Annotated in this window: 13 protein-coding genes; 9 read left to right on the top strand and 4 right to left on the bottom strand. The window is 68.6% G+C overall.

What is annotated here, in order from left to right; translation table 11 throughout:
• Positions 1–41: 41 nt before the first annotated feature.
• Genes OG474_RS33920 through OG474_RS33895 form a run of 6 tightly spaced genes read left to right on the top strand, consistent with a single transcriptional unit; the run spans position 42 to position 7307 of the window.
• A complete protein-coding gene (locus OG474_RS33920; protein ID WP_405057692.1) occupies positions 42–1256 on the top strand; it encodes a YveK family protein in 1215 nt (404 codons plus the stop codon).
• Positions 1253–2872: a hypothetical protein gene (locus OG474_RS33915; RefSeq protein WP_405057691.1), complete on the top strand. Its 1620-nt coding sequence runs from the start codon at positions 1253–1255 to the stop codon at positions 2870–2872. Before OG474_RS33920 ends, OG474_RS33915 begins: the two co-directional genes overlap by 4 nt.
• Positions 2869–4098, top strand: coding sequence for an O-antigen ligase family protein (locus tag OG474_RS33910; RefSeq protein WP_405057690.1), 1230 nt, complete (start codon positions 2869–2871; stop codon positions 4096–4098). The genes OG474_RS33915 and OG474_RS33910 overlap by 4 nt, the downstream gene beginning before the upstream one ends.
• A complete protein-coding gene (locus tag OG474_RS33905; RefSeq protein ID WP_405057689.1) occupies positions 4098–5294 on the top strand; it encodes a glycosyltransferase in 1197 nt (398 codons plus the stop codon). The genes OG474_RS33910 and OG474_RS33905 overlap by 1 nt, the downstream gene beginning before the upstream one ends.
• Before the next feature lie 36 nt (positions 5295–5330).
• The gene (locus OG474_RS33900) at positions 5331–6935 is read left to right on the top strand and encodes a right-handed parallel beta-helix repeat-containing protein (protein ID WP_405057688.1); all 1605 of its coding nucleotides are present in this window, start codon (positions 5331–5333) and stop codon (positions 6933–6935) included.
• 6 nt (positions 6936–6941) lie between these two features.
• On the top strand, positions 6942–7307 hold the full coding sequence (locus OG474_RS33895; RefSeq protein WP_405057687.1) for a hypothetical protein: 366 nt from the start codon (positions 6942–6944) through the stop codon (positions 7305–7307).
• Positions 7308–7351: 44 nt separating this feature from the next.
• Here the strand turns inward: OG474_RS33895 and OG474_RS33890 are convergent, their stop codons facing one another.
• The 4 genes from OG474_RS33890 to OG474_RS33875 form a co-directional block, all read right to left on the bottom strand.
• Entirely contained in the window at positions 7352–7933 is a 582-nt protein-coding gene (locus tag OG474_RS33890) for an RNA polymerase sigma factor (RefSeq protein ID WP_405057686.1), read from the bottom strand.
• Positions 7934–7981: 48 nt separating this feature from the next.
• The gene (locus OG474_RS33885; protein ID WP_405057685.1) at positions 7982–9508 is read right to left on the bottom strand and encodes a sugar transferase; all 1527 of its coding nucleotides are present in this window, start codon (positions 9506–9508) and stop codon (positions 7982–7984) included.
• Positions 9509–9773: 265 nt separating this feature from the next.
• Positions 9774–10049, bottom strand: coding sequence for a hypothetical protein (locus OG474_RS33880; RefSeq protein ID WP_405057684.1), 276 nt, complete (start codon positions 10047–10049; stop codon positions 9774–9776).
• Positions 10046–10867, bottom strand: coding sequence for a PspA/IM30 family protein (locus tag OG474_RS33875; protein ID WP_405057683.1), 822 nt, complete (start codon positions 10865–10867; stop codon positions 10046–10048). The genes OG474_RS33880 and OG474_RS33875 overlap by 4 nt, the downstream gene beginning before the upstream one ends.
• A gap of 164 nt (positions 10868–11031) precedes the next feature.
• Here OG474_RS33875 and OG474_RS33870 point away from each other — a divergent pair, with 164 nt between their 5' ends.
• Genes OG474_RS33870 through OG474_RS33860 form a run of 3 tightly spaced genes read left to right on the top strand, consistent with a single transcriptional unit; the run spans position 11032 to position 12872 of the window.
• Entirely contained in the window at positions 11032–11622 is a 591-nt protein-coding gene (locus OG474_RS33870) for a DUF3043 domain-containing protein (RefSeq protein WP_405057682.1), read from the top strand.
• A 33-nt stretch (positions 11623–11655) separates the two neighbouring features.
• Complete coding sequence (locus OG474_RS33865) at positions 11656–12666, top strand: aldo/keto reductase family protein (RefSeq protein ID WP_405057681.1); 1011 nt, start codon at positions 11656–11658, stop codon at positions 12664–12666.
• Complete coding sequence (locus OG474_RS33860) at positions 12663–12872, top strand: hypothetical protein (RefSeq protein ID WP_405057680.1); 210 nt, start codon at positions 12663–12665, stop codon at positions 12870–12872. The genes OG474_RS33865 and OG474_RS33860 overlap by 4 nt, the downstream gene beginning before the upstream one ends.
• Positions 12873–12875: the final 3 nt, after the last annotated feature.

Below are 12875 nucleotides of genomic sequence, written 5' to 3'. Positions count from 1 at the left end.
TTACTGCGAACCACAGTAAGACGTTCGCTTGGAGGGGGCCCGTGAGCGCACAGCAGCTTGACGTCAAGAAGTCCTGGCAGGCCATTCGACGCCAGCGTGTGCTGGTCATCGTTGTGGCCGCGGTCGGGCTTCTGCTTGGCGTGGCCTACTCGTTCGTTCGACCGCCGATGTACACGGCGGCCGCGCTGGTCGTGCTGCCGCCGCCTCCGGCGGTCTCGGGCTCGACGGTCGGCACGCAGAGCATCGACACCCAGGTCTACATCGCCGGTAGCGGACCTGTCCTGCACAGCGCCGGCCAGAACCTGCAGCCCGCGCTGTCCACGGAGGTTGTGCGGGCCCGGGTGAAGGCGGCGGCGGTCACCGAGGACGTGATCCGGATCGAGGCCAAGGGCACGTCGGCCAAGCAGGCCGTCAAGCTCGCCAACTCGGTCGCGCAGGTCTACCTCGTCTTCGTCACCACCGACAAGCAGCTCCCGGGAGACCTCGGCAAGCGCACCGGCGCCCGGCTGCTCGAAGGCGCGGCCGAGGCGCACGGCGGCAACAAGGTCATCCACGCCGGCATCTACGGCGGTCTGGGCGCGCTGCTCGGCGCCATCGCCGGCGCGATCATCGTGCTGGCCAGGGCCCGTGGCGACCGCCGGCTGCGGATGCGCGACGAGATCGCCGACGCGGTGGCGCTCCCCGTGCTGGCCTCGGTCTCGTCGTACCCGGCGCAGGATCCGTCCGACTGGGCGGAGCTGCTGCAGAACTACCACCCGACCGCGGTCGACGCGTGGAGTCTGCGCAAGACGCTGCACCACCTCGAGCTGGACGCGAAGGGCGGTCCGCCGGTCTCGCTGACCGTGATCACCTTCGCCGACGACGACAAGGCCCGGTCGCTGGGTCCGCAGCTGGCGGCGTTCGCCTCGACGTTCGGCATCTCCAGCACGCTGGTCATCGACCAGCGGCACGAGGAGCCGCGCGGGTCGTTCGCGCTGGACATCTATCTGAGCCTGGTCGACCGCGAAGACCCGCAACTGGACGGCGCCGAGCGGACCACCCGCACGATCATCGCGCTGTCCGCGGGCACCGTGACGGCCGAAGAGCTGGCCCGGCTGGCCGTCGCGACCACCGCGGACGACCGCACCATCGACGGCATCGTGGTCACCGATCCCGATCCGTTCGACCGGACCATCGGACGGGTCTCGCAGTCGCAGCGACGCTCCGGTTCCAGGCTCCCGACGCTTCTCACCGGCACGGCAAGGCGGACGCGATGACAAACCAGCAGTTCTCCGAGCCGACCGGCTCCACCAGCGGCAGCACCTGGGACGACCAGGACGGTCTGTTCGACAACGAGCGGACCACCGGCTACCCGCCGGACAGCCTGGTCACCTTCCGCTTCCTGCGCGACGCGATCGTGCGGCACCTGCGGCTGTGGCTGATCCTCGCCCTGGTCGGCTTCTCGGTCGGGCTGACGACGTACTTCGTGCTGCCGACGCCGCACGCGGCGGCCGCACGACTGCTGATCACCACCCGCGAAGGCGACGATCCGTCGAAGGCGATGGCGACCGAGGTCAGCCTGGCCACCACGCGCACCGTGGCGAACCGGGTGATCACCGCGCTGAAGCTGCCCGACGCGCCGGACGATCTGATCGCCCGCTACACCGCGACGCCGATCACCAGCCGGGTGCTGGAGATCCAGGCCACCGCGAAGACCGACGCCGACGCGACCATGCTCGCTACGACGATCGCGCAGACCTACCTGAAGTTCCGCCGCGAGCAGATCGCGCTGCAGGACGTGCCGCTGAAGCGCGACCTGACCACCGCCCAGGCCGAGGTGACACTGGCCGAGCAGGCCGTGGTCGCGGCCGGCGACGACCCGGCCGAGCCGAAGACCCCGGACAGCCCGCAGGTGACCCGGCTCAACGCCGCGCAGGACAAGGTCAAGTTCGTCCAGCAGCAACTGCTCGACTCGTCGACGTCCGCCTCCAAGATGAACAGCAGCCGGCTGCTCGACGCACCGGCCCCGGTGCCGAGCTCCGACAAGCGCATGCTCGCGCTCAAGGCCGGTACGGGACTGTTCGCCGGACTGTTCATCGGGCTCGGATTCGTGATCGTCCGCGCGCTGATCTCGGACCGGCTGTGGAAGCGGCAGGACATCGCCAACGCCCTCGGCTCCCGGGTCCGGCTCAGCACCGGCCGTCCGCCGCGGCGCTGGCTGCCGTTCTCGCGGTTGCTGCGCAGCGGCCAGTCGAAGAACCCGAAGGTCCGGTTGCTGGCACAGCATCTCGGCAAGCGGATCCTGTGGACCAAGAGCCCGACTCCGGCACTCGTCGTGGTCAGCGTCGACGACGTACCGGCATGCTCGCTGGCCGTCGCGTCGCTGGCGGTCGCCCTGGCCGAGGAAGGCAAGACCGTCCTGGTCGCCGACCTGACCGGCAAGCGCACGCTGGCGGCGAAGCTCGGCGTCACCGACTTCGGCACGCACGAGTCGACGTTCACCCGGATCTCCGTGCACGTGCCGGGCAAGGACTCGCTGCCGCCGGAGGGTTGCTACCTCCGCGTCGGCGACAACAACCGGCCGGCTGGTTCCGGTGATGTCCAGCTCGACGCTGCCTGGGAGGCCGCCGATCTGGTCCTCAGCCTAACCACGCTCTCGCCTGCGCTCGGAGCCGATCACCTGGGCAGCTGGTCCGCCCGGGCCGCCGTCGTGGTGACCTCGGGCCGCTCGAGCTCGACCAAGATCCGCGCCACCGGCGACATGCTGCGGCTGGCCGGTCTCGAGATCGACTCGGCGATCGTGCTGCACGCGGACAAGACCGACGAAGGCATCGGCGTCGCCGAGGCGGAGGCTGCGCCGACGGCTGTCGACCTGGAGATGTTCTCACGATGACTGCCTTGGCCGCGTTGGGGTCGCGGCTGCCGAGGCCGGGGTTTCGCCCGGTACCGCCGGAGAAGCGGCGGCGGCGCCGAGTGCAGCTCGTCTGGGCCCTCCTGGTGCTCAACGTGCTCACGTTCTTCCCGGACTCACGACTGCTGCTTCCGATCCCGGGAGCCCTCGGCAAGCTGATCGCGCAGGGTTCGCTGCTGGTCGCGGCGATGCTGGTGCTGACGGTGAACCGGCCGATCCGGGTCCGGCCGAGCGTCTACATCTTCCTGGCGTCGTTGCTGGTGACCGAGGCGATCGTCTCCAGCATGCGCGCGGAGTTCCTGCTCGGTGCTTTGTACCGCTCGGGCCGGTTGTCCCTGTTCGTGCTGGTGCTCTGGCTGCTGTCGCCCTGGTGGACCCGCCGTGACCTGCTGCTGGTCCGCACGCACCTGATGGTGCTGTGGGCAATCATCGGCTCGGTCGTCCTCGGCCTGGTCATCTCCCCCGGTACGGCGATGGCCGACGAGCGACTGGCCGGAGTCATCTGGCCGATCCCGCCGACCCAGGCCGGCCACTATGCCGCGATGGCGACCGGACTGACCGCCGTACTGTGGATGGCCGGTCTGCTGCGCAAGGAGATCGCCCTCGCCAGCGTGATCGTCGCCGTACCGGTGCTGCTGCTGACCCACACCCGCACCGCGCTGCTAGCCTTGGTCGCCGGCGCGATCATCGCCGGGGTGAGCCTGTTCACCGCCAGGAGCCGGGTACGCCGGGCCTTCGCGATCGGCATCGGGGTGTTCGCGGTCGGTGCCTTGACGCTGAGCTCCGTGGTCACGACCTGGCTGGCGCGCGGTCAGGACGCCGACGAGGTCAGCGCGCTGACCGGACGCCGTGCGGTCTGGGACGCGATCCTCGCGCAGCCGCGATCCACCTTCGAGACCTTCTTCGGCTTCGGCCTGTCCAACAAGTCGTTCACCGGGCTGCCGATCGACAGCAACTGGTTCGGCACGTACTTCGACGTCGGCCTGCTCGGCGCCGCGTTCAACATCGCGATGGTGCTGTTCGTGCTGGTAGGCGCCTGGTTCACCCCGCAGGGTCCGCGTCGGGCGCTCGCACTGTTCATCGTCGTGTACTGCGTGGTCGCATCGTTCACCGAGACCGGCCTGAGCGAGGCGTCGCCGTACCTGCTGGAGCTGACGCTGGCGGCATCGCTCGTGTATCCGAGACCTTCCAGGGAAGGCGGCGCCTGATGAAGATCCTGCTGGTCCACAACAGGTACCGGTCGACCGCGCCGAGTGGTGAGAACCGGGTCGTCGACCAGGAGCGCGAGGCCCTCGCGGGGCTCGGCCACGACGTCCGGCTGTTCGAACGGCAGAGCGACGAGATCGAGGAATGGCCGGCCTGGAAGAAGGCCACCCTGCCCGCGCGCGTGATCTGGAACCCGACGAGCAAGCGCGACCTGGCGGTCGAGCTCCGCGAGTTCCAGCCGGACGTGGTGCATGTGCACAACACGTTCCCGGTGCTCAGTCCGTCGGTGCTCTACGCCTGCCGCGCCGCCGGCGTGCCGGTGGTGATCACGTTGCACAACTACAAGTTGCTGTGCGCGAGTGGTGACTTCTACCGCGAGGGTTCGGTCTGCCACGACTGCGCCGGCGGCAATCCGCTGCCCGCGGTCCGCAACAGCTGCTACCGCGGTTCCAAGCTGGCCACGGCGACGACCGTCCTCAACACGCGGTCGCATCGACGGACCTGGCGCAACCTGGTCTCGGCGTACCTGTTCATCTCCGAGTCGCAGCGCACGTTGCTGGCCGGGATGGACTTCGACGCCGACCGCAGCTTCGTCCGCTACAACTACGTCCCGTACGACGGCCCGCCGGCGAAGGAACCACGGCGCCAGGTCACGTACGTCGGCCGACTGGACGCGGCCAAGGGTGCACCGCTGCTGATGAAGGGCTGGGACGCGTACCGCGCGATCGCCGGGGACGACGCGTTGCAGCTGGCGATCGCGGGTGGCGGCCCGATGCTCGACGAGGTGACCGCGTGGGCGGCCGAGCGGCCGTCGGTCCACCTGAAGGGGATGCTCGGCAAGCCCGAGATCTTCCAGCTGATCGGCGAGTCCCGCGCGGTCGTGCTGCCGTCGGAATGGGAGGAGACGTTCGGTCTGGTGGTGGTCGAGGCGATGGCTGTCGGCGTCCCGCTGCTGGCGTCGGCGCACGGTTCCTTCCGCGAACTCGTAACCGAGGGTGTCGACGGAGCGTTGTTCGATCCGGGTCGTCCGGACGAGCTGGCCAAGCTCCTGCTCGATGTGGACGCCTGCCCCGACAAATACGTCGACCTCGGCCGCAACGCCCGGACGACGTACGAGACCACCCACGATCCCGAACGCAATCTCGAGCAACTGCTCGACGTGTACCGCTTCGCGATGGCGAACCCGGTACCCAGCTAGCCCAACAGCAGCCCGCCAGGCCCCCGAAGGAAGAACATGAACCAGCGCGCACCCTCCGCACCGATCAGGGCCTCCCGACGCGTCGTCGTCGCCGGCGGCGCGGTCGCGCTGGTCGCGCTCGTGTCGGCGGCCGCGCTGTTGACCAGCGGGGACGTCATCCGGCCGGGTGCCGGCGCCGAAGGCCCGAGTACCTCACCGGCCAAGTCGCTGACCGCCCCGGCCACTCCCCCGACCGCGACCTGCGGGAACCTGCAGCTGCTGAGCGGACCAGCCACCCCGCCACGCGGCGCGGTGACCGTGACCACGGCCCAGAGCCTGGCCGACGTGACCTCGCAACGCCCAGCCGGTACGACGTTCTGGCTGGCACCGGGACGGCACCTGCTCGGCACCGGGGAGTTCGTCCAGGTGACGCCGAAGGAAGGCAACCGCTACATCGGCGCGCCGGGCGCGATCCTGGACGGGGCCAAGAGCAACAAGTACGCGTTCACCGGCTACGCGCCGAACGTCACCATCAGCCACCTGACCATCCAGAACTTCGGCACCGCGAAGGGCAACAACGACGAGGGTGTCGTCAACCACGACTCGGCCAGTGGCTGGACCATCGAGGCCAACACCGTGCAGAACAACGCCGGCGCCGGCCTGATGCTCGGCAGCGGCAACATCGTCCGCACCAACTGCCTGCGCGACAACGGGCAGTACGGCTTCAACGCCTACAACCCCGAGCGTGTCACCGGCATCACCGTCGAGCGCAACGAGATCACCGGGAACAACACCGACGACTGGGAGAACCTGCGGCCGGGCTGCGGCTGCACCGGCGGCGGGAAGTTCTGGTCGGTGGCCGGCGCGGCGGTCCGCGGCAACTGGGTGCACGACAACCACGGCGCGGGTCTGTGGGCCGACACGAACAACTCGGCGTTCACGATCGAGGACAACTACATCTCGGGCAACTACGCCGAGGGCCTGATCTACGAGACCAGCTACAACGCGCTGATCCGGCGGAACAGCTTCATCCGCAACGGACTGGGCAAGGGACCGGCCAACGAAGGCTTCCCGGCGCCGGCGCTGTACATCTCCGAGTCCGGCGCCGACAAGCGGGTCGCCGGGCTGTACGGGCAGACCTTCGAGGTCACCGACAACGTCTTCACCGACAACTGGTCCGGGGTCATCCTCTGGGAGAACGCCGACCGGTTCGCGGGCTCACCCGCCAACACCAGCACCGGCTCCGGCACGCTGGTGAACCCGAAGGTCGTCACGATCAAGACCTGCAACGCGCAGAACATCGCCAAGCAGCCCTACCTGGGCGACTGCCGCTGGAAGACCCAGAACGTGCGGGTGCACGACAACACCTTCACCCTCAACCCGGACAAGCTCGGCGACAAGTGCGCGTCGAACACCGGCTGCGGGTACAACGGGATCTTCTCGAACTGGGGCACCTTCCCCGACTGGTCGCCGTACCAGGCCCGGACGATCGAGGACGCGATCACCTTCAAGCAGGCCAACAAGTTCTACGGCAACACCTACAGCGGCCCGTGGAACTTCATCGTCCACGAGCAGGGCAACTCGGTGAACTGGGCCGCCTGGCAGGGCGCGCCGTACGGTCAGGACGAGGACTCCGTGATCAAGGTCTCCGGGGAGCGCTGACACCCGATGGCCCTCCCGCCCCCCGAGCGTGCCGGCACGCAGATCGCGATGCTGCGCTCTGTCGGCTATGCCGCGTTCGGGCGGCACGAGCGCGACCTCGACGTCCTGGACGTGATCTTCGACAGCCTGGTCGACGCACCGGGCAACGATGCCTGCCGGCAGCTGCGGTTCGCCGGGCACGGCATCAGCCTGGACGTCGACGTCCAGGGCCGGACGGAGCTGACGATCGAGCTGCGGGTGACGCCGGCCGGACCGGTCCAGGTCGAGTCGCGCGGTGCCGACGGTCCGGGCGAGACCCGGCTGGTGAGCTTCCTGCTGCACTGGCCGAACAGCACTCAGCGCCCGGTCCGCACCGCCTGGATCATGCTCTGATCCTGGCGGCCGATCGGGCGCTGGGCTGACTCAGTACTGCTGCTTCAGGAGGCAAGCAGCAATCTGAGTTTGTCGAGGCAACGACCCCGGATGGGGCCGATGCTGCCGATCGGGATCCCGATCTTCTGCGAGATCTCCGCGTACGGCGCCGGCGGGTCGGCCATCAACATGCCGAGCAGCTGCTGCCAGCGATCCGGCAGAGTCTCCAGCGCTTCCCGGACATCGGCGGCCCGCTCGAGCGCGATCAGGTCCGCGTCCAGCTCGGGCTGGTCGCCCGGCTGCTCCTCGAACGCCGTCGACTCGTAGGTCAGCAGCACGCGCTTGCGGAACGCCAGCACCCGCAGGCATTCGCGGCGCGTGGTGACGACCAGCCAGGCGCCGACCCGCTCGGGGTCGACGCGGTGGATGTGCTCGAGCAACCGCAGCCACACCATCTGAGAAACATCCGCGGCATCGCTGTCACTGAGCCGGAAACTGCGGGTGACGGCCCAGACGAGCCGCGCATAGTGGTCGACCAGCCGGCTCCAGGAGCCCTGGTCCCCGGACGCGGCCTGGATCACCAGGGTCGCGGCCTCGGATCGAACAATTGAATCAGTACCACTTTCGGCACTGAGGTGCTGCACCATGAATTCCCCCCTCGGGAATGCACCGCAATGTGTTGTCGTGAAGACAGGTCAGTAGGCGCCGTCACTCCCCAGTACGGCGCGGGCGGTCTTCCAGAGAATCAGCAGATCGAGCGCGATCGACCAGTTGTCGGCATACCGCAGGTCGAGCCGCATGGACTCTTCCCAGGTCAGATCGCTGCGTCCGCTCACTTGCCACAGCCCGGTGAGCCCGGGCTTGACCAGCATCCGGCGCGAGTCGTCGATCGCGTACTGCGCGACCTCGGCCTGCAACGGCGGCCGCGGGCCGACCAGTGACATCTCCCCCCGGAGAACGTTCACCAGCTGCGGCAGCTCGTCGATCGAGAAGCGGCGCAGGTACTTGCCGACCCGGGTCACCCGGGGGTCGTCGCGGAGTTTGAACAGCACCCCGTTGCCCTCGTTCAGGGCGACCAGCTCGGCCTTGCGCTCCTCCGCGTCGACGACCATCGTGCGGAACTTGAACATCGGGAACTGCTCCCCGCCACGACCGACCCGGACCTGCTTGAACAGCACCGGGCCCTTGCTGGTCAGCTTCACCAGCGTGGCCGCGACCAGCAGCAACGGTGACACCGCCAGCAGCATCAGCACCCCGACGAACCGGTCGAAGACCGCCTTCATCAGGTGCGGACCACCGCTGACCGACGGCCGCTCCAGGTGCAGCAGCGACAGCCCGGCGACCGGGCGGATCGAGATCCGCGGACCGGCCACCTCGACGATGCCCGGGGAGACGATCAGGTCGACTCCCCGCTGTTCGAGCGCCCACGACAGCTTGCGCAGTGAGTGCCCGGCCAGCTCCGGGTCCGAGGCGACCGCGACGACGTCGACGTCGTACTGGTCGACCGCCGCCAGGATGTTCATCTCGGTCCGGCCGAGCAGGTCGGAGACCGGCTCCTCGAACACGTCACCGCGTGGCAGACAGCTGGCCACGACGACGTACCCGTCGGCGGGCCGTTCCTCCAGGTGCCGGTGCAGCGTGGTCACCTGGTCGTTGCGGCCGACCACCAGGACCCGGCGCATGCACCGGCCGGCGAACCGGCGCCAGGAGATCTGCCGGTGCAGGATCCAGCGGCCGATCATGGCCGCCAGACACGTCATCGGCACCGCGAGCAGGACGAAACCACGAGCAACCTCGCTCTTGGTCGCGTACGACGTGATGGCGACCGCGGCGGTCAACGCCACCGCGGCCCGGATGATGGATCGGAACTCCTCCGGTCCGGTCCCGAAGTACCGGCTCTCGTATCCACGGGCCAGGGCCACGCAGACCAGCCAGGCAACCGGGATCACCGCCCCGATCACCAGATAGCCGAGATTGATCTGGGCCCCGAACCGGCCGAGCAGCGCCAGCGATACCCCGATCAGCGCCGCGGACAGGTCCCCGGCGAGCGCGGCTCGCCGGTACTTGGCCACCCAGCGTGCCTCGGTGAAACGTGCCGATCGCGGCACGGTCGCCTGTACCTCGTCCGGAACTACCCAGACCGGCCGACGACGCTCCCCCGAGACCGTCGGCCGGAGATCAGCCGGTTCGGCCAACCCCTCGGACATGACAAACTCAGTCACGCACAGTCACCCCCCACAGGTGAACAGCGACGCCCGCGACCAACCCACTCCCCGTCACGGACAGTCGTCCAAACGCCGCCCCCACAACGGCGTGAGCCAGACAGTACTACGTTCGACCGACTCCGAACAGTATTGACCGCGAGTGTTTACCCCTGCGCAACCGAATGCGTTTTGGCGCCTGCACCCCGGTCAATTGAAGAACCCCGCGGACCGTAATCGGTCCGCGGGGTTCTCGCCGACGCGGGCTGCGACGGAAGGGGGTGTGTCAGCCGGCGATCAGGCCGTCGCCGCTGATCAGCTCACGCATCTCGGCCAGCGAGCTGTCGCTCGGCGGCAGGATCGCGTCGGAGTCGTGCAGGTCGCCGTCCGGCACCTTCTCGCCGGAGCGGACGAAGTCGAGCAGGGCGCCGAACGCGGTCTGGAAACCGCTCTCGTCACCCGCGGCGACAGCCTTCTCCAGATCACCGTCGACAACGTTCAGCTGGTCGAGCTTGTCGTCGGCGAGCTGCCACTGGCCCTCACCCATGATTCGAACGATCATCGAACGTCTCCGTCCTGTGGTCGCGCCGGCTCTGAAACAGGTGCAGTTGCCGGCTGCTGATTTTGGGCGGGCTGACCTGCGGCCGGGGCGTCGCCCGACAGCTCCTTGGGGGCACTGCTACCGGCGAGCTGGGCCTTCATCTTGGCCAGTTCGTCGTCGACACCGGAGGTGGACGACATCCGCTCCAGCTCCAGGGTCAGGCTGTCCTTCTGGGTGCCGCTGGCGTCGTCGAGCGCGCCGGAGGCCAGCAGCTCGTCGATCGCACCGGCCCGGGCCTGCATCTGCTGGGTCTTGTCCTCGGCCCGCTGCACGGCGAGGCCGACGTCGCTCATCTCCTCGGAGATGCCGGAGAAGGCCTCGTTGATCCGGGTCTGCGCCTCGGCCGCGGTGTAGGTGGCCTTGATGGTCTCCTTGCGGGTCCGGAAGGACTCGACCTTGGCCTGCAGCCGCTGGGAGGCCAGCGTGAGCTTCTCCTCCTCACCCTGCAGCTGGGCGTGCTGGGTGGTCAGGTCGTCGATCTGGCCCTGCAGCCCGGACTTGCGGGTCAGGGCCTCGCGGGCCAGGTCCTCACGGCCCATCCCGAGCGCCTTCTGGGCCTGGTCCTGCAGCTTGGCCGACTGCGCCTGCAGCTGCGAGGCCTGCAGCTCCACCCGCTTCCGGCTGGTGGCCACGTCGGCCACACCGCGGCGTACCTTCTGGAGCAGCTCCAGCTGCTTCTGGTACGAGTAGTCAAGGGTTTCGCGAGGATCCTCGGCCTTGTCCAGGGCGGTGTTCGCCTTGGCCTTGAAGATCGTCGACATCCGCTTGAAGATGCTCATCGATATCCGTACCCCTTCTGTGCCGGAGCGTCGACCCGGCGTGCGTGTCAACCACCCTATGTCCCTACGGGTCACCACACCATCAGGACTGGCCCGGATAAAGTGGTGTTCACGTCCCGGGACCACCCCGAGTCGCATGTCCTGCCGAATGAGGTTCAGACCCCGTGTTCCGTCGTACCAAGTCCGATACAACTACAGCCACCGTACCCGCTGAGCCCCAGGCCAAGCCGGGCGGCAAGGGACGGCCGACTCCGTCGCGCAAGGACGCCGAGGCGGCCCGCAAGGCGACGTACAAGAAGCCACGCAACCGCAAGGAGGCGTCGGCGCTGCGCCGGGAGAAGATGCGGACCGAGCGGGCCAAGATGCAGTCGGCCATGCAGACCGGTGACGACCGCTACCTGCCGGCCGCAGACAAGGGCCCGGTACGGCGCTACGCCCGTGACTTCGTGGACGCGCGCTACTCGGTGATGGAGTTCGCGCTGCCGATCCTGCTCGTGGTCTCCCTGGTCGGGGTCGTGTTCTCGCGGCAGTACCCCTGGCTGGCCGGCCTGGTGAACATCTTCTTCCTGGTGATGGTCCTGGTCATCGCCGGTGACTGGTTCCTGCTCTCGGCGGGCCTGAAGAAGGCGGTCGGGACGAAGTTCCCGAGCGAGCCGGTCAAGGGGATCGGGTTCTACGCGGTCCGCCGGACGATGCAGATGCGCCGCTGGCGGCTGCCGAAGCCGATGGTCAAGCGCGGCGAACGGCCCAGCTGAGATCAGGCCAGCTGACCGGATAAGGTCGGGACCATGGACTTCCGCTATCTCGGCAACAGTGGTTTGAAGGTCAGCGAGATCTCGTACGGGAACTGGCTGACCCACGGCTCCCAGGTGGAGAACGATCAGGCGAAGGCGTGTGTGCGGGCGGCGCTGGACGCCGGCATCAGCACGTTCGACACGGCCGACGTCTACGCCAACACCAAGGCCGAGGTGGTCCTCGGCGAGGCGCTGGCGGGTGAGCGGCGCGAGTCGCTGGAGATCTTCACCAAGGTCTACTGGCCGACCGGACCGGGCGGACCGAACGACACCGGTCTGTCCCGCAAGCACATCCACGAGTCGATCAACGGGTCGCTGAAGCGGCTCCAGACCGACTACGTCGACCTCTACCAGGCTCACCGGTTCGACACCGAGACGCCGCTCGAGGAGACCATGGAGGCCTTCGCCGACGTGGTCCGCCAGGGCAAGGCGCTCTACATCGGGGTCTCGGAGTGGACCGCCGAGCAGCTGCAGGAGGGCCACCGGCTGGCCCGCGAGCTGCGCATCCCGTTCGTCTCGAACCAGCCGCAGTACAGCATGTTGTGGCGCACCATCGAGGCCGAGGTGGTCCCGGCGTCGGAGGAGCTCGGCATCAGCCAGATCGTGTTCTCCCCGATCGCGCAGGGGGTGCTGACCGGGAAGTACCTGCCGGGGCAGCAGCCGCCGGAGGGCTCGCGGGCGACCGACGCGAACGGCGCCAACATGATCAAGCGGTTCCTGAACGACGACGTCCTGACCCGGGTCCAGGAGCTCAAGCCGATCGCCGAGGAGGCCGGCCTGTCGCTCGGCCAGCTGGCCGTCGCCTGGGTCCTGCAGAACCCGAACGTCGCGTCCGCGATCGTCGGTGCCTCGCGGCCCGAGCAGGTCGTGGAGAACGTCAAGGCGGCCGGTGTGAAGCTCGACGAGACGCTGCTGAAGCGGATCGACGAGACGCTCGGCAGCATCGTCGAACGCGACCCGGCCAAGACCGCCCAGAACTCCCCGCAGACCCGGCCGGGATCATGAGCTGGGTGTGGCGGTTCGAGACCGCGTCCGGAGCCGTCGTCGACCCGAGCGAGGTCGGCGGCACCGAGTTCTCCGCCCAGGGCGACGCCGAGAGCTGGCTGGGCGAGATCTGGCGTGAGCTCGTCGAGAAGGGCGTCGCGCACGTCTTCCTCCTCGAGGACGGCCGCGAGGTCTACGGCCCGATGAGCCTCGAGGCGCAGGAGTAAGGC

Origin of the sequence: Kribbella sp. NBC_01505 (genome assembly GCF_045040285.1) — a bacterium.
In the GTDB taxonomy this organism is placed as follows: domain Bacteria; phylum Actinomycetota; class Actinomycetes; order Propionibacteriales; family Kribbellaceae; genus Kribbella.
Note: the sequence above shows the minus strand (reverse complement) of the source record. Positions and strands in the feature narration are given on the sequence as shown.

Bases quoted from the DNA above. Each gene is read 5' to 3' on its own strand.
- OG474_RS33915 (WP_405057691.1), top strand. From the start codon at position 1,253: ATGACAAACCAGCAGTTCTCCGAGCCGACCGGCTCCACCAGCGGCAGC.
- OG474_RS33910 (WP_405057690.1), top strand. From the start codon at position 2,869: ATGACTGCCTTGGCCGCGTTGGGGTCGCGGCTGCCGAGGCCGGGGTTT.
- OG474_RS33905 (WP_405057689.1), top strand. From the start codon at position 4,098: ATGAAGATCCTGCTGGTCCACAACAGGTACCGGTCGACCGCGCCGAGT.
- OG474_RS33900 (WP_405057688.1), top strand. From the start codon at position 5,331: ATGAACCAGCGCGCACCCTCCGCACCGATCAGGGCCTCCCGACGCGTC.
- OG474_RS33895 (WP_405057687.1), top strand. From the start codon at position 6,942: ATGGCCCTCCCGCCCCCCGAGCGTGCCGGCACGCAGATCGCGATGCTG.
- OG474_RS33890 (WP_405057686.1), bottom strand. From the start codon at position 7,933: ATGGTGCAGCACCTCAGTGCCGAAAGTGGTACTGATTCAATTGTTCGA.
- OG474_RS33880 (WP_405057684.1), bottom strand. From the start codon at position 10,049: ATGATCGTTCGAATCATGGGTGAGGGCCAGTGGCAGCTCGCCGACGAC.
- OG474_RS33875 (WP_405057683.1), bottom strand. From the start codon at position 10,867: ATGAGCATCTTCAAGCGGATGTCGACGATCTTCAAGGCCAAGGCGAAC.
- OG474_RS33865 (WP_405057681.1), top strand. From the start codon at position 11,656: ATGGACTTCCGCTATCTCGGCAACAGTGGTTTGAAGGTCAGCGAGATC.
- OG474_RS33860 (WP_405057680.1), top strand. From the start codon at position 12,663: ATGAGCTGGGTGTGGCGGTTCGAGACCGCGTCCGGAGCCGTCGTCGAC.